Raw genomic sequence first — 17,063 nt, 5'->3', positions numbered from 1 at the left:
TCTCATCATTCTAAGTTGACATTATGAGCACGGAAACTTTAAAAAAGAAAGAAAACAAAACAGCCAAGACCATCCGCATAAGTGGGGCAGAAGCCATTATACATTGTCTTTTGGCCGAAGGTGTGGATTTGATCTATGGTTATCCCGGTGGAGCCATTATGCCGGTGTATGACGAACTTTATAAATTTCAGGACAAGCTTACCCACATCCTTACCCGTCATGAACAAGGTGCAACCCATGCAGCCCAAGGATATGCACGGGTTAGTGGAAAGGTGGGAGTGGCCATGGCCACATCTGGCCCTGGGGCTACCAATTTGGTTACGGGATTGGCCGATGCACAAATAGATTCCACGCCAATGGTGTGTATTACGGGGCAGGTGCCAAGACATTTGTTGGGTTCCGATGCCTTCCAGGAAACAGATATCGTAGGAATATCCACTCCTGTTACCAAATGGAATTATCAGGTAACCAAGGCGAGCGAGATTCCTGAGATCTTGGCCAAGGCCTTCTATATTGCAAAATCAGGCAGACCGGGGCCTGTTTTGGTGGATATCACCAAAAATGCCCAGTTTGACGAATTGGATTTTGTGTATGAAAAATGTACTGGGGTACGTAGTTATAAACCAGTGCCGGAACCAGATGTTAAAGCGATTGAGGTAGCTGCGGAAATGATCAACAATGCCAAAAAGCCCTACATTGTCTTTGGACAAGGGGTGATTTTGGGCGAAGCCGAAGCCGAGCTCAAAGCCTTGGTTGAAAAAGCTGGAATCCCTGCTGCATGGACGGTTTTGGGGCTCTCCGCCATGGATACGAACCACCCATTGAATGTGGGGATGGTTGGTATGCACGGAAACTATGGTCCCAATGTATTGACCAACGAATGCGACGTGCTCATAGCCATAGGCATGCGTTTTGACGATAGGGTCACGGGCAATTTGGACACCTATGCCAAGCAGGCCAAGGTGATACATTTTGAAATTGACCCTGCCGAAATCAACAAAAATGTACATGCTGATATAGCGGTGCTTGGAAATGCCAAACAAACCTTGGATTTGTTGTTGCCATTGATCCATAAAAATGAACATAAGGAGTGGCTGGCGGAATTTGATAAAAAATATCAGATTGAATACGACACCGTTATCAAAAAAGATATAGAGCCGACCAAGGAAGGCCTTACCATGGGTGAGGTCATTGAACAAATCAACAAAGCCTCTGGACACAATGCAGTTGTGGTTACCGATGTTGGACAGCATCAAATGATCACCTGTAGGTATGCTAAATTCAAACAGTCCAAGAGCAACATTACCTCCGGAGGTCTGGGAACCATGGGCTTTGCCCTTCCGGCGGCCATAGGTGCCAAAATGGGGGCTATGGATCGCGAGGTGGTTGCTGTTATTGGAGATGGCGGTTATCAAATGACCATTCAGGAACTCGGGGTTATCTTCCAACATAATGTTCCAGTAAAAATAGTAGTGTTGAACAATGACCATTTAGGCATGGTTCGTCAGTGGCAGGAGCTTTTCTTTGAAAGCAGATATGCATCAACGGTGATGACCAATCCGGATTTTGTGAAGATAGCAGAAGGCTACCACATCAAGTCCAGAAGAGTTACAGAACGTAGGGATTTAAAAGATGCCGTTGAGGAGATGATAGCATCAAAAGACCCATATTTCTTGGAGGTTAGGGTAGAGAAGGAAGACAATGTATTCCCAATGATTCCATCAGGAGCCTCGGTATCTGATATTCGATTGAAGTAACATGAACCAAGCAAATATCTTGGATACACCCAATGTGTATGCTACCTTGCTGAGCAAGTCCGATGAAATTGGATTCACCATGCCGTCGGATATGTATATAGGCACATTTCTGAAGACCTTGGTGGCTTCCAAACCTGCGGGGCACTTCTTGGAATTGGGGACAGGAATGGGTTTATCCTTGGCATGGATGCTGGAAGGAATGGATAATACATCCAAGTTGATCAGCGTGGACAACGATATGAATCTCATTCAAATTGCTGAAGGTTTTTTTGGCGGTGATGAACGTCTCCAATTGATTTGCGCGGATGGTGAAGACTGGATAGTACAAAATCAGGAAGAAAAGTTCGACTTGGTCTTTGCGGATGCTTGGCCTGGAAAATATAGCTTGCTGGAAGAAACATTGGGTTTAATCAAGGTGGGGGGCTTTTATGTTATTGATGATATGACGGAGCAACCCAATTGGCCGGAAGGACATTTAACCTATGTATCTTCCCTGGTTGACAAATTGGAAACAAGACAAGATTTTACAATTACTAAAATGGACTGGTCAACGGGCGTAATCGTTGCGGTTAAAACAAAATGAGCATGGAAAAACAATGGTATACCATTTCAGTTTATTCGGAAAATAACGTGGGACTATTGAATAGAATATCTGGAATATTCTTAAAGAGACATATTAATATAGAGAGCTTAAATGTCTCTAAATCAGAAATTGAGCATGTATCAAAATTCACTATTGTAATTTATTCAACTGAAGATTGGGCACGCAAAATCGTGGGTCAGATTGAAAAGCAAATAGAAGTGATCAAAGCCTATTATCATACCGATGATGATACCATCTATCAGGAATCTGCTTTGTTCAAAATTGCTTCGGACCTCTTGTTTGACGAGCGGCAAATCCAGAACATCATCAAAGAGAGCAATTCGCAAATTGTAACGGTAGCACGTGACTTTTTTGTTTTGGCAAAAACAGGGAGACGACACGAAATTGATGAAATGCATGATGCTTTGGAGCCTTATGGGATAATGCAATTTGTTCGTTCAGGAAGGATTGCCGTAACCAAGGCCACAATGCCCATCACCAAAATTTTAGAAGAGTTTCAAAATCAATAAATAGCATTAAATAAAAACCAAAAATGACAAATTACTTTAATACGCTGTCCCTTCGCGATCAATTGACCCAATTGGGAAAATGTAGGTTTATGGAAGCCAGCGAATTTGCAGATGGCGTAACCGCACTAAAAGGAAAAAAGATTGTAATCGTAGGATGCGGTGCCCAGGGCTTGAACCAGGGATTAAACATGCGTGATTCCGGATTGGATATCTCCTACACCCTTCGTGAGGCTGCCATTAAGGAACAAAGACAGTCGTACAAAAATGCCACCGAAAACAACTTCAACGTAGGTACTTATGAGGAGTTGATTCCTACCGCCGATTTGGTAATCAACCTTACGCCGGACAAGCAACACACCAACGTTGTTAGCGCTGTTATGCCACTTATGAAGCAGGGAGCAACCTTGTCTTACTCCCATGGTTTTAACATCGTGGAAGAAGGGATGCAAATCCGTGAGGACCTTACCGTGATCATGGTGGCACCAAAGAGCCCTGGTTCGGAAGTGCGGGAAGAATACAAAAGAGGTTTTGGCGTGCCAACACTTATTGCCGTCCATCCAGAAAACGACCCTGAGGGTAAGGGATTGGAGCAGGCTAAAGCGTATGCCGCTGGAACAGGTGGACACAGAGCAGGGGTTTTGGAATCTTCCTTTGTGGCCGAAGTAAAATCGGATTTAATGGGAGAACAGACCATTCTTTGTGGTCTGCTGCAGACCGGTTCCATTTTGTCTTTTAATAAAATGTTGGAAAAAGGTGTGGATGCCGGTTATGCTTCCAAACTTATTCAATACGGATGGGAAACCATTACCGAAGGATTAAAACATGGCGGGGTAACCAATATGATGGATCGTTTGTCCAATCCTGCCAAGATCAAGGCTTACGATCTGGCCGAGGAACTTAAGGATATTATGCGTCCCTTGTTCCAAAAACATCAAGATGATATTATGAGTGGCCATTTCTCCAAAACCATGATGGAGGATTGGGCCGATGGGGATAAAAACCTGTTGACATGGAGAGCTGCTACTGGAGAAACGGCTTTTGAAAAGACTCCTGCTGGGGATGTTGAGATTGCCGAGCAAGAATACTATGACAATGGTGTGTTGATGGTAGCCTTTGTAAAATCCGGGGTGGAGTTGGCCTATGAAACGATGACGGAATCGGGAATCATTGGAGAATCGGCTTATTACGAGTCCTTGCATGAGACACCTTTGATTGCCAATACCATTGCAAGGAAGAAGTTGTTTGAGATGAACCGTGTTATTTCTGATACGGCAGAGTACGGTTGCTATCTGTTTGATCATGCCTGTAAGCCATTGTTGGAGGACTTCATGAAAAAAGTGGACATTGACGTTATCGGAACCCATTACGGAGCAGATAAGGACAATGGCGTGGACAACGTGAAGCTCATTGCGGTTAACAAAGCGCTTCGTGAGCATCCCGTGGAGATTGTGGGAACTCGGTTAAGGGAATCCATGACTGCGATGAAACCCATCGTTTAAATGATAGACTTCCATTTTAGGAAGCAAAAGGGTGTTTTTCCATGAAAAGCAACACAACATCAAGTACAAAAAAGGGGGCGCAACAAGTGCCCCTTTATTTTCCTCAGCTAGAGGATATTCAGCAGGCGGCCAAGGTTATAGCCCAAGTGGCTGACGAAACTCCGTTGCAAAAGAGTATTCGGTATTCCAAGCAATTGGACGCCAATGTGTGGCTGAAACGCGAGGACTTGCAACGCGTTCGTAGCTATAAGATTCGTGGAGCATTCAACAAAATCAATTCGCTTTCCCAGGAAGCCCTGAAACAAGGAGTGGTCTGCGCCAGTGCTGGGAATCATGCCCAAGGAGTGGCTTTTGCCTGTAACCACTTGGGAGTAGAAGGAACCATATTTATGCCCGTGGTTACTCCAAAACAAAAGATTGACCAGACTAAAATGTTTGGAGGTGACCGCGTTAAAGTGGTTTTGGAGGGTGATACTTTTGATGATTCGTACAAAGCTTCCAAAGTCTTTTGTGAAGAGCACAACAAAACTTTTGTCCACCCTTTTGATGACCCAAAAACCATTGAAGGTCAGGCCACGATTGGGTTGGAGCTTCTAAGCCAGGCTCAAGAACCTATTGATTATGTCTTTGTGGCTGTTGGTGGAGGCGGATTGGCGTCTGGCTTGTGTGCCACGTTCAAGGAACTTTCTCCCAACACCAAAGTTATTGGCGTGGAACCAGCTGGGGCACCTTCCATGAAAAAATCCATGGAACAGGGTGAGTTGGTAGAGCTTTCCCAGATTGACAAGTTTGTGGATGGGGCAGCTGTGCAAAAAGTAGGAGCATATACCTTTCCCATCTGCCGAGATCATCTTTTTAAAATGGAAACTGTTCCCGAAGGGAAGGTCTGCCAGACTATTTTGGAACTCTACAACCGGGATGCCATTGTAGTGGAACCGGCCGGAGCGTTGACCATCGCGGCACTGGATGATTTCAAGGAAGAAATTAAGGGTAAAAACGTGGTCTGTATTGTCAGTGGCAGTAACAATGACATCACCCGTACCGCAGAAATTAAGGAAAGAGCTCTGCTCTATGGAAACCTCAAGCATTACTTCATAGTTCGATTTCCGCAAAGACCTGGGGCATTGAAGGAATTTGTGGCCGATATTTTGGGTCCCACAGATGATATTACCCATTTTGAATATTCCAAAAAATCAAGTCGGGAAAATGCACCAGCTGTGGTGGGGATTGAATTGAAATCCCCTGAAGATCTGGAACCCTTGATTTCTAGAATGAAGGACAATAATTTCTATGGAGATTATTTGAACAACAAACCGGATTTGTTTCAATATCTGGTTTGATCCCATCACAATTGAAACTTCTTTTTTTAAATAGGCCTTACTTAAACGTTTTCGTTGCAATCCCTTGATAAATAAGGTCTTTTCAAAGCTTTTTTGTGTTAGCTTTGTCTTTTGCTAGACTAAAAAGCAGCACAATCTAAATACTAAAATCAAGGATATGCCAGCTAAGACAACCATACCGGAAGCATTGCAGATTACTTCACAAATCCATCAAAGAACATATTTGGTGGATGGGGAATTACGTGAATGGAAAGGAGAAAATACGGAAGTGATTTCTACCATATCCTCCACTAAGGAATATGCCCATACCGTTTTGGGAAGCATCCCCAATATGGGAGAAGCAGAGGCACTTGAAGCATTGGATGCTGCTATTGGTGCATTTGACCAAGGGAAGGGACTTTGGCCTACCATGAAGGTGAAAGACCGCATAGAGTGCATGGAATCTTTTGTGAAAAAGATGGAGGGAAAAAGGGAAGAAGTGGTTAAACTGTTGATGTGGGAAATAGGGAAGTCCATGCCGGATTCTTACAAAGAATTTGACCGAACGGTGGAGTACATCTATGATACCATTGAGGACTACAAGCAATTGGATCGTGATTCTGCCAAGTTTTCCAAACACGATGGGGTCTATGCCCATATCCGTAGAGGCCCACTGGGAGTGGTGCTTTGTTTGGGGCCATACAATTATCCATTGAATGAAACTTTTGCTTTGTTGATTCCCGCCATTATTATGGGGAATACCACCATCTTTAAACCCGCAAAGCATGGGGTGCTTTTGATCACACCGCTTTTGGAAGCTTTCCAAAGCAGTTTCCCAAAAGGGGTTGTCAATATTTTGTTTGGCAGGGGTAGGGCGGTAGCTGCTCCCATCATGAAAACTGGAAAGGTAGACGTGTTGGCACTGATTGGAAATAGTAAATCGGCCAATGCATTACAAGACCAGCACCCTAAGAGCAACCGATTGCGATTGGTATTGGGATTGGAGGCCAAAAACCCTGCTATTATTCTCCCTGATGCCGATTTGGACCTCACTATAAACGAATGCATTGCAGGAACTCTTTCCTTTAACGGTCAACGTTGTACCGCCTTGAAAGTAGTGTATGTACATGAGGATGTAAAGGACGAATTTTTAAAACGATTCTCGGAGAAAGTGGACGCTTTGAAATTTGGTAACCCATGGGATGAAGGGGCTAAGTTGACCCCACTTCCAGAACCAGGGAAACCGGATTACATCCAAGAGTTGTTGGATGATGCAAAAGCCAAGGGAGCTAAAGTACAGAACAAAAAGGGAGGAAAACGCTCAGACAACTATATCTGGCCTGCGGTACTGTATCCAGTGACCAAAGATATGCGAGTTTATGAGGAAGAACAGTTTGGTCCCATTATTCCAGTAGTTTCATTTACTAATATCGAAGAACCATTGGATGATATGGCAGAGTCTAACTACGGGCAACAGGTAAGCTTGTTTGGAAAGGATGTCTATACCTTGTCTCCGCTAATTGATACGCTTGCAAATTTGGTGTGCCGGGTAAACCTGAACAGTTCTTGCCAACGAGGCCCGGATGTATATCCCTTTACAGGGCGTAAGGATTCTGCGCAATCGACTTTGAGTGTGCATGATGCGCTGCGTTCCTTTTCAGTGCGGACATTTGTGGCTTTCAAAGACAACGATTTAAACAACGAGACCATTGAACAACTGCTTGAAGCCAAGGTGAGCAACTTTTTGAGCACGGATTATATTCTTTAGACATTAGATGTTAGACATTAGACATAAGATGTTAGATGTGAGATGTGAGATGTGAGATGTGAGATGTCTGATGTTGGATGTTGGATGTTGAATTTGAGTTTGAACTTGAATTTTTCTGCAGCTTTTAGAAATAAAAAAGCCCTGGAAAATCCCAAGGCTATTTGGCGAAAAATATGTTGAGTGTTCGGTGATGTTGGCAACTCCCCACGGTTTAATCGTATGTGTCACCTTACTTTTTAACTCTTGCAGGAAGTTGCCCCCAGTCCACCAGGTCATCTGGATTATTCCGGTAGCTCCGGAGTCTTTCATTAAGAAGATTAAGATTCTCTTCTGAAATTTGGTAATTATTCTCGATGATTTTATCCAAGGTTTGCTCAAGGATATCCAGGGCATTCTCATTTTTTATGGTGATAAGCTTTTGGATAAAGTTGTATTTACGCAAATTGATGTCCATGAACAATTGTCCCTTTCGAGAATAAAGATACGTTTTTGAATCCATAGATATTATTGGTTATAAGATTAGAGTAGTTCTTAAAGCTTGGAGTATTCACACAAATAATGGGCAAAATAGATTTCATGATCTGGAATGTAGCTTACTCCATATAATTTTATAATCTTGTTTTCAAAATCAAATACGCACCAACCGTGGTTATCTTCGGGATCTAGTTCTATTTCATTGGAAGAGAAACCTCCAAAGTCATCCCTAATCCAGGTTATATCACCTGTATAAGGGTCGAATGGATTATAACCAACAGGCACTTCTTGATACCAAGTAGCTTTTTGAGTACATGGGTCGACCTCAAGGATAATTTCATCCTCTATGTAGTCCTTATCCCAAAACCCAATTAGTTTAAGACTATTTGATTGGCCTTCTACGGTTTCAATTGTGCAGCCAAACCCCGAACCCAATTGGGAAGTTGTTCCGTTTGTTCCATAAGAGGTTCTATCGGTGTAATAAGTTCCAACCCAATCTTCCGCAATAAAAGGACCAACTTGGTCATTACAATCCGTATTGTCCAATACATAGCCTTCAGGTACTGTTGTACAGCCGGCAACGGTTTGCGATACCTCTGGATTGCCAAGGCCATCGTTGTCACTATCTTGGTAGACCATATATTGGGAACCTGGATAGTTATCCGCATTGGTGTCGTCACAATCCGTGTTGTCCAATACATTGCCATCGTAATCTCCACAGGTCTCAACGGTTTTTGGAAAACCTGGGTCTCCAAAACCATCCCCATCGACATCTGCATAAACCGTAGCACCTAGGTTGGTTATTTGTGAGCTGTCGTCATTACAATCCGTATTGTCCATAACATACCCTGTTGGGGCATCTACACCAGAACATTGGGTTATGGAGTTGTTGGGGTCACCGTAATTGTCTTCGTCCTCATCGGCATAATAGGTTACTTGCTCGCAATCAGAGGTAATATTCGCATTGGTGTCGTCAGGGTCACCTCCAACATCAATATATCCATCTGGTTTGTCGCAGGATAGAAGGGTTACGTTGTTGTTTCCTTCGGAATCTCCATCATTGTTTTGATACCATGTTTTTTCGGTACAAGTATCGTCTTTGCCACAGGAACTGAGAGTGAAAAGAATACAAACAAGCACCAAAAGACAATAGATAAAAGGTCTTGGGTCAGAATTTTTCATGATAGTTTTTTTGTTTCTATAGTTTGAAAATAGAAAGGAGATAGTTCTTGGAAGGGTTCGAATTGACGGATGGCCCTTTTGAGTTGACGGATGGGTGGTTAGAGTTGAGATATGAGATTTAAGATGTCCGATTTGGCATGAGTTGCTCGATGCTTGATGCTGCATGGTGGGTGCTGGGTGGTCGAGGTTTGGATTATTAGATTATTTGTCTTGGTTCTTGGTTCTTTGTTCTTGGTGCCTGTAATAAGATTTGAACTTGAACTTGCGTTTTGAATTTGAGTTTTCCTCCTGTTTTTGGTAATAAAAAAAGCCCCGAGGAATCCCGAGGCTCTTTGGCTTAGTTTGGTTTGTTATTTATAAGTTCGAAGCCAACCAATCTCCAACTTCGCTAGTCTTATAAGCTTTTCCGCCATCGGCTAAATCTTCGGTGACAATTCCTTCTGCCAAAGATTTGTTCACCACATCACGAATGGCTTGGGCCTCATCTGCCAAATCCAAATCTTCAAAAAGCATGGCAGCGGAAAGTACGGTAGCCAATGGGTTGGCAATGTCCTTACCTGCAGCTTGCGGATACGATCCGTGGATGGGTTCGTAAAGGGAAACTTTGCTTCCAACGGAAGAAGAAGGCATCAATCCCATAGATCCTGAAATCACGGAAGCTTCATCGGTTAGTATATCACCAAAAAGGTTGGCTGTGATGATTACATCGTATCCTTTGGGCCATTGGATCAATCGCATGGCAACGGCATCCACAAATTCATAGGTAACCTCCACATCCGGATATTCTTTTTCCAAAGCCTGTACGGTTTCTCTCCACAATCTGGAAGCTTCCAAAACATTGGCTTTGTCCACGCAACATAGTTTTTTACCTCGTTTCAAGGCCATTTCAAAGCCTTTGCGCGCTAAACGCTCTACCTCAAAACGTTGGTAGGTCATGGTGTCAAAAGCGGTGTCTCCATCGTCCTTTCTTCCTCTTTCACCAAAATAGACCCCTCCTGTAAGTTCGCGAAGGATGATCAAATCCGTTCCTTCAATGCGTTCTCGCTTCAGCGGAGACTTGTCAATTAAGGAAGGAAAGGTAAAAGTGGGTCTTACATTGGCAAACAACCCCAGCTTTTGTCTCATTTTTAAAAGACCTTGCTCTGGACGCACCTTGGCCGAAGGGTCGTTATCAAAACGGGGATGGCCAATAGCTCCAAACAAAACGGCATCTGCATTGGCGCAAACTTCATGGGTTTCATCGGGATAGGGTTCTCCAACGGCATCTATAGCGGCCGCTCCCGTTAGGGCAGGAGTCCAGCTAATTTCATGGTTGAATTTCTTGGCTACAGCATTGGACACTTTAACGGCCTGATCAATTACTTCGGGGCCTATTCCATCTCCAGCTAAAAGGGCAATGTTCAGTTTCATATGTTGGATATCAGTTATCGGTTATCAGTTAGCAATTTTTTTACGGTTTCGGTTTTGCAACCGGTCTTGTTTCTTGTATCTCTTTGTCTTGACTCTGTTAAAAGAGGTTGAGCATTTTTTCTGTGGCTTTTATAGCTGATACCGTTTGGTCGGAATCCAATCCACGGGTAGTGAAATCCTTTTCCTCGGTTTGCCAGGTTATGATGGTTTCACAAAGGGCATCCGAATTACTTCCCGGAGGGATCCGCACAGCGTAATCCACCAATTTGGGCAAAGCCACCTTTTCTTTTTGATAAATTTTTTTGAGCGCGTTTATAAAAGCGTCGAACTGTCCATCTCCTTGGGCATTTTCCTCATAGGTCTTTCCATCAATTTCAATGGAAAGGGTAGTGGAGGGTTTGAGTCCCTTGGAATGCGTTAGCACATAAGATTTTACGAATACCCGTTGTTGGTGCAATTCTGAATCCAGCACATCAGAAATTATAAAAGGAAGGTCATCTTTGGTTACCCGTTCCTTTTTATCTCCAAGCTCGATGATTCGCTCCGTAACTTTTTTTAGTTCCTCATCATTCAAGGTAAGCCCTAGCTCTTGTAGGTTCTTCTGAATATTCGCTTTTCCTGATGTTTTGCCTAAGGCATACTTGCGCTTCCTGCCAAATCGCTCGGGCAATAAATCATTGAAGTAAAGATTCTTTTTACTATCTCCATCCGCGTGTATTCCAGCTGTTTGAGTAAAAACATTATCCCCAACGATAGGTTTGTTGTCAGGGATTCCAAAACCTGTAAAAGCAGAGACTAGTTTGCTTACTTTATACAAAGAAGATTCCTTGACACCAATAGTGATTTCTGGCATAAAATCGTTGATGACGGCAACCACACTGGCCAGTGGAGCATTGCCCGCACGTTCGCCCATTCCGTTAACGGTAAGGTGTAACCCATGGCATCCAGCTTTTAGGGCTTCCATCACATTGGCTACGCTTAAATCGTAGTCATTGTGTCCGTGAAAATCAAAATGGGAATCAGGATATTTCTTAATGATTTGGCTAAGAAAGCTAAACGCCTCCTCGTGGGTCAGTATACCCAGGGTATCAGGAAGTAAAATTCTTTTGACGGGCTGTTGGGTCAAAAAGTCCAGAAATTCGAACACATAATCAGGCGAGTTGCGCATCCCATTACTCCAGTCCTCCAAGTATACGTTGGTGGTGATACCCATGGATTCAGCCTGGGCGATAACCTCTGCTATTTCCTTGAAATGTTGCTCAGGGGTTTTCTTGAGTTGATGTGTCAGATGGTTCAATGAGCCCTTGGTCAACAAATTTTGAACCTTGGCTCCGGACTGCTCCATCCATTTTAGGGAGACACCTTTGTCCACAAAGGTCAAAACTTCCACCCGATTCAGATAGCCCTCGGCTTCCGCCCAATCCGTTATGTTTTTTACAGCATTGAACTCCCCATCAGAAACACGCGCTGAGGCCACTTCAATCCGATCTACTTGAAGTTCTTCCAATAATAATTTGGCCAAGGTAAGTTTCTCCGATGAAGAAAAGGAAACTCCAGAGGTCTGTTCACCATCCCGAAGGGTGGTATCCATGATTTCGACGCTCCGCTGTGCCATAGGTTCTCTCTTAAGTGTTGTTAAAGCGGAGTATTCTGGGCAAATTTCTCAATATTGTTTTTGATGTTCAACAAATAGTCAATATCATCAAAGCCATTGAGCATATTCTCTTTTTTGTAATCGTTTATAGCGAAACTCTCCTGTTCTCCAGTTTCCAAAAGGGTAATGGTCTGCTCGGGAAGGTTGATTTCCAATTCTGTGTCTGGATTAGCCTCTATCGCCTTAAAGATATTATCCAAAAACTCTGGACTCACCTGTACCGGAAGAACTCCAATGTTCAAACAGTTGTTCCTAAAAATATCTGCAAAGAAGCTGGATACCACACAGCGGAATCCGTAATCGTAAACCGCCCAGGCGGCATGTTCTCTGGAAGATCCAGAACCGAAGTTCTTTCCACCCACCAAAATTTTTCCACTATAAATGGGATTGTTAAGCACAAAATGCTCTTTAGGGGTATCGTCGGAATTAAATCTCCAGTCCCTAAAAAGATTGTCGCCAAATCCTTTTCGCTCTGTAGCTTTAAGAAAACGAGCTGGAATAATTTGATCCGTGTCCACATTTTCTATGGGAAGTGGAACTGCGGAACTTTTAAGTATGTTGAATTTATCGTATGCCATTTTTTTCAATTAACAATGATCAATAATCAGTGTACAGTTTGGTTATGCTTCTTGTAATTCCAATAATTCCCTTGGGTCGGTTACTTTTCCGGTAACTGCTGCTGCTGCTGCAACCAAAGGACTGGCCAAAAGGGTACGTGCACCTGGCCCTTGTCTTCCTTCAAAGTTTCGGTTGGAAGTACTCACAGCATACTTTCCAGCAGGGATTTTATCATCATTCATGGCCAAGCAGGCAGAACAGCCCGGTTCCCGCAATTCAAATCCGGCTTCATGCAAAATATCCAGAATGCCTTCTTCCTTAATGGCCTCTTCAACTCGGTGCGAGCCAGGAACCAGCCAAGCGGTAACATTGTCCGCTTTTTTTCTTCCCTTGATAATGGAAGCAAATGCCCTAAAATCCTCAATTCTACCATTGGTACAGCTGCCGAGAAATACGAAATCGATTGGCTTGCCAATCATGGCGTCTCCCTCATTGAAAGCCATATAGTCCAAGGATTTTTTATAGGTAGCGGTTCCGCCTTCCACGGCTTCAGCTAATGGAATGTACTTTTGGATACCCATTCCCATTCCAGGATTGGTTCCGTACGTAATCATAGGTTCTATCTCAGAAGCATCAAAAGAGATTTCCTTATCAAAGCTTGCATCCTGATCAGTGTACAATTGTTCCCAATATGCCATGGCTTTGTTCCAAGCTTCACCTTTTGGAGCGTATTCCCGTCCTTGAACGTAATCGAAAGTCTTTTGGTCAGGGGCAATCATTCCACCCCGAGCTCCCATTTCTATACTTAGGTTACACACGGTCATACGTCCTTCCATGGACATGTTTCGGAAAACTTCTCCTGCATATTCCACAAAATATCCGGTAGCGCCTGAGGTGGTTAGCTTGGATATAATGAACAGGGCAACATCTTTTGGAGTCACCGCTTGGTTGAGTTCCCCATCAATATTGATGCGAAGACTCTTTGGTTTGGGTTGCATGATACATTGGGTGGAGAGCACCATCTCAACTTCACTGGTTCCAATTCCAAAAGCAATGGCGCCAAAAGCACCATGGGTTGATGTATGGGAGTCTCCACAAACTATGGTTGCCCCAGGAACCGTAATTCCGTTTTCCGGCCCAATCACGTGAACAATACCATTTTTCTCATGTCCAAGCCCCCAATAGGGAATGTTATGTGCTTTGGAATTTTCCTCCAAAGCTTTCAGCTGATTGGCAGAAAGCTTATCCTTAACGGGCAAATGTTGGTTGATGGTTGGCGTATTGTGATCTGCAGTGGCAAAAGTGCGCTCAGGGTAAAGCACTTTGATGCCTCTGTTTTTAAGTCCAAGGAAAGCCACAGGACTAGTGACTTCATGAACCAAATGTCTATCTATAAAAAGTACATCGGGACCGTTTTCAATATGTTGAACCACGTGGGAATCCCAAACCTTATCAAATAGTGTTTTACTCATCGTTGCATTCAATAATTAATAAGCTGGTAAATTTAAAATATGAAAAGCAAAAGCTTCATTTTAAGTTTGGAAAATTACGATGTTCAAGACAAGTTTTTGCTATGGAAACCATTGGATTGTGTGTGTTTTTTGATTTGAAACAAAAACAATCCTGAATGTTACCCGGGAGGTAAATTATATCAGAATGTTCCTTCAAAACCAAATGGTAAAGGGTGTTCCCGAACTTGTTTTACCCATCAACCCAAGGTTTGGATTTGGGTAGGTATTGGTACTGAACATCTTAGCCGTAAGCTTCTGAATTTTAACACGTTTACCTTTATTTTAACATTGTTGTAACGCTATAGGAACGATGAGGTTTCTACCTTGGGAGTCAACCTAGAAAGTTTATTCATTAACTCATCAAAAACGAACAAATGAAAAAAAGTTACACGGCCATTTCGGCCATGATTCTCATCGCTACATTCTGTATTTCCGCAAGTAGCTATGCCCAGCTTACCTTTCTGCCCAGAGGTAGTCAAATGGCCAAAGTTTCCCAGCGCATTGGAACTACAGATGTCACTATAGTTTACTCAAGACCGAGTGTAAACGATAGGGAAATTTGGGGCGCTCTGGTGCCTTATGGAATGAACAACTTGGGATTTGGAACGGCTACCGAATCACCATGGAGGGCAGGCGCCAATGAAAACACCATCTTCAAGACCACCCATGATTTAACCATTGGAGGCAAGACACTTCCAGCAGGTAAATATGGCTTGCACATGATTGTGAACGAAGACAATTCGGCAACAGTAATCTTTTCCAAGAACCACGGGGCCTGGGGAAGCTATTTTTATGAGCCAGGTGACGATGCCCTCCGTGTGGATGTCACCACCAAGGAGATTCCACATGTGGAGCAACTTACCTATAGTTTTGACCAAGTGGATGCCACATCTGCAGTAGCTTCACTTAGCTGGGAGAAAAAGCAAATCCCCTTTAAGGTAGAAACCGATGTAACGGAAAATGTTTTGGCTCGGATTCGTCAGGAATTGCAGACCAACCCTGGATTTAGTAGACAAAGCTGGGAGCAGGCGGCCAATTTTGCCCTAAACAATGGTGGTGATTTGGACGAGGCCTTAGGCTGGGTGGATGCTGCTATTGCCGGTCAGTTTTTCAGCCAAAAGAATTTCAACAATTTGAGCATAAAGTCTCAAATATTGGCCAGGCAGGGAAAAACTGCTGAGGCTGAAGCCCTTATGGAAGAGGCGATGCCTTTGGGGACTGTTTTCCAAGTGCATGGTTATGGAAGACAGCTTATTGGCCAAGGCAAAACGGATAAAGCTTTGGAAGTTTTTAAATGGAATGCCAAGAACCACAAAGGAACATGGCCTGTGCACTATGGATTGGCTAGGGGATATTCCGCTTTAGGGGATAATAAATCTACCATCAAGCATTTAAAGATTGCTTTGCAGAACGCCCCTGCACAGGCAAATCGCGATCGCGTTCAGGCCAACTTGGACAAAGCTGAAAAAGGAGAAGGAATTAACTAAACCAAATTACTTAGGGAATTAAATTAGGAAAAAGCCCAGCGAAAGCTGGGCTTTTTTATTAAAAAGGGAATGCTGGATCTTCTTGTCGAATTTTCTTTCTCCTGAAATCAAATTGCATTTTATTTGCCCCAAGCATTTTGTCATGATAAAAAGGAACCTAATTATTCTTTGGGCAATTACCATCTTTTCTTGCAGCCCGGAATCAGAATCAGATTTAAGTAGTACAGGCAACAACACCATTCCATTCAGCGTTACCGCCTTATTAAAGGAATATAACGGGAATGAAGTTGAGTACCATACCATTGATTTTATACAAGGCAGGAAAGCACCATCCAACTTTTCCAATATCACAAATAGTTTGAATTTGGAACCAAATGCCATATTTCGTTCAAATGGAGCGGAAAATTTGCTGGTTTTCAAACAAGGAAATCCTCGCGGGGCAGATGCTTTTTATATTATGACGGATTTGGATGATAACCAGGTAATCTCTGGGTCGTACAAGGATTACTTTCCCAACATTAATGATTGTTTTTTGGATGCTGGACAAATAGCATGGAACAAAAACAGGCTTTTTGCTTTCGAAAATGATGTTTGTGATCAGGGGAACCTTAGATTGTTGACTCATAATTTGCCTAATTCAGAAGTAACGGAGTTTCCCTTTCTGGAGAAAGCCTTCACAGGTGATACTCCACATGGCATTTTGGTAACAGAGGATTATTTTTTTGTTCAATATGATGATAGATCTGAGGAAGCTTTGGATACATATAAAGAGGGTCTAATTGTTTACGATTCAAGTTCATTAAACGAAGTATTCTCTAATCGAACCGCTGGGTTGAAAACTACATTTGTTGACGGTCATGATATTTTTGTGGCTACGCGACCTAGTAAAATGGAGATTATTGATTTAACCACAGGCAATGTAAAACACTCCTCATCCACGTTCAATTACTTTCTTGCCACGGATGATAAAATATCCAATGTGTCAATTTCAAATGGCAAAGTTGCTTATGTGGACAATACTATGGCTATAGGAATTCCAGCTTATTTTGATTTCAACGAAAATGATTCATTCACTGTTGATCAAGAAAAATATATGGCCTTCTTTAATCGAGACAACATAGATTTTGATGCTGATGTTATTGTCCCGCAAGAATTTAAAATTGACATGGAAACCATGAGCTTTGCAGTTACCTACTTGCGATTCAGTCCTGGAGAAAATGTCCCAAAATCCTCGGCTATCGTGTTTATGGATTTTGAAGGTAACTTGCTACTTGATTATGAATTTCCTTCTTTCCGATTTGTAACGGAGGAATTGCTTAAAAGATAATTAG

Annotated in this window: 14 protein-coding genes; 8 read left to right on the top strand and 6 right to left on the bottom strand. The window is 42.9% G+C overall.

Annotated features, from left to right (window positions below; genetic code table 11):
• The first annotated feature begins 23 nt into the window (after window positions 1-23).
• The 6 genes from ilvB (at window position 24) to ACO6S0_RS09245 (ending at window position 7,456) form a co-directional block, all read left to right on the top strand.
• The gene (gene ilvB, locus ACO6S0_RS09270) at window positions 24-1,757 is read left to right on the top strand and encodes a biosynthetic-type acetolactate synthase large subunit (RefSeq protein ID WP_422351708.1); all 1,734 of its coding nucleotides are present in this window, start codon (window positions 24-26) and stop codon (window positions 1,755-1,757) included.
• Window position 1,758: 1 nt separating this feature from the next.
• Window positions 1,759-2,340: an O-methyltransferase gene (locus ACO6S0_RS09265; RefSeq protein WP_422351707.1), complete on the top strand. Its 582-nt coding sequence runs from the start codon at window positions 1,759-1,761 to the stop codon at window positions 2,338-2,340.
• 2 nt (window positions 2,341-2,342) lie between these two features.
• Window positions 2,343-2,870: an acetolactate synthase small subunit gene (ilvN, locus tag ACO6S0_RS09260; RefSeq protein WP_422351706.1), complete on the top strand. Its 528-nt coding sequence runs from the start codon at window positions 2,343-2,345 to the stop codon at window positions 2,868-2,870.
• Between the two features lie 23 nt (window positions 2,871-2,893).
• The gene (ilvC, locus tag ACO6S0_RS09255; RefSeq protein ID WP_422351705.1) at window positions 2,894-4,369 is read left to right on the top strand and encodes a ketol-acid reductoisomerase; all 1,476 of its coding nucleotides are present in this window, start codon (window positions 2,894-2,896) and stop codon (window positions 4,367-4,369) included.
• A 41-nt stretch (window positions 4,370-4,410) separates the two neighbouring features.
• On the top strand, window positions 4,411-5,709 hold the full coding sequence (gene ilvA / locus ACO6S0_RS09250; RefSeq protein WP_422351704.1) for a threonine ammonia-lyase IlvA: 1,299 nt from the start codon (window positions 4,411-4,413) through the stop codon (window positions 5,707-5,709).
• 157 nt (window positions 5,710-5,866) lie between these two features.
• Window positions 5,867-7,456, top strand: coding sequence for an NADP-dependent glyceraldehyde-3-phosphate dehydrogenase (locus ACO6S0_RS09245; RefSeq protein WP_422351703.1), 1,590 nt, complete (start codon window positions 5,867-5,869; stop codon window positions 7,454-7,456).
• A 229-nt stretch (window positions 7,457-7,685) separates the two neighbouring features.
• Here the strand turns inward: ACO6S0_RS09245 and ACO6S0_RS09240 are convergent, their stop codons facing one another.
• The 6 genes from ACO6S0_RS09240 to leuC all read right to left on the bottom strand — a co-directional run bounded on the left by ACO6S0_RS09240 (window position 7,686) and on the right by leuC (window position 14,206).
• Complete coding sequence (locus ACO6S0_RS09240) at window positions 7,686-7,955, bottom strand: hypothetical protein (protein WP_422351702.1); 270 nt, start codon at window positions 7,953-7,955, stop codon at window positions 7,686-7,688.
• Between the two features lie 32 nt (window positions 7,956-7,987).
• Window positions 7,988-9,112 (bottom strand): hypothetical protein, encoded by a 1,125-nt coding sequence (locus tag ACO6S0_RS09235; protein WP_422351701.1) that lies wholly within the window; start codon window positions 9,110-9,112, stop codon window positions 7,988-7,990.
• A 354-nt stretch (window positions 9,113-9,466) separates the two neighbouring features.
• Window positions 9,467-10,522: a 3-isopropylmalate dehydrogenase gene (leuB, locus tag ACO6S0_RS09230; RefSeq protein ID WP_422351700.1), complete on the bottom strand. Its 1,056-nt coding sequence runs from the start codon at window positions 10,520-10,522 to the stop codon at window positions 9,467-9,469.
• Between the two features lie 97 nt (window positions 10,523-10,619).
• Window positions 10,620-12,137 carry an alpha-isopropylmalate synthase regulatory domain-containing protein gene (locus ACO6S0_RS09225; protein ID WP_422351699.1) on the bottom strand — a complete coding sequence of 506 codons (1,518 nt, stop codon included), beginning with the start codon at window positions 12,135-12,137 and terminating at the stop codon, window positions 10,620-10,622.
• A 20-nt stretch (window positions 12,138-12,157) separates the two neighbouring features.
• Window positions 12,158-12,754, bottom strand: a complete 597-nt coding sequence (leuD, locus tag ACO6S0_RS09220) for a 3-isopropylmalate dehydratase small subunit (protein WP_422351698.1) — start codon at window positions 12,752-12,754, stop codon at window positions 12,158-12,160.
• Between the two features lie 42 nt (window positions 12,755-12,796).
• Entirely contained in the window at window positions 12,797-14,206 is a 1,410-nt protein-coding gene (leuC, locus tag ACO6S0_RS09215) for a 3-isopropylmalate dehydratase large subunit (protein ID WP_422351697.1), read from the bottom strand.
• A gap of 413 nt (window positions 14,207-14,619) precedes the next feature.
• On the opposite strand from leuC, the gene ACO6S0_RS09210 reads away from it, so the two are divergent.
• Both ACO6S0_RS09210 and ACO6S0_RS09205 read left to right on the top strand, forming a co-directional pair.
• Window positions 14,620-15,732 (top strand): DUF2911 domain-containing protein, encoded by a 1,113-nt coding sequence (locus ACO6S0_RS09210; protein ID WP_422351696.1) that lies wholly within the window; start codon window positions 14,620-14,622, stop codon window positions 15,730-15,732.
• A 142-nt stretch (window positions 15,733-15,874) separates the two neighbouring features.
• Complete coding sequence (locus ACO6S0_RS09205) at window positions 15,875-17,059, top strand: hypothetical protein (protein ID WP_422351695.1); 1,185 nt, start codon at window positions 15,875-15,877, stop codon at window positions 17,057-17,059.
• The last annotated feature ends 4 nt before the right edge of the window (window positions 17,060-17,063 follow it).

It is taken from the genome of Flagellimonas sp. (genome assembly GCF_965233845.1).
GTDB lineage: Bacteria > Bacteroidota > Bacteroidia > Flavobacteriales > Flavobacteriaceae > Flagellimonas.
Note: the sequence above shows the minus strand (reverse complement) of the source record. Positions and strands in the feature narration are given on the sequence as shown.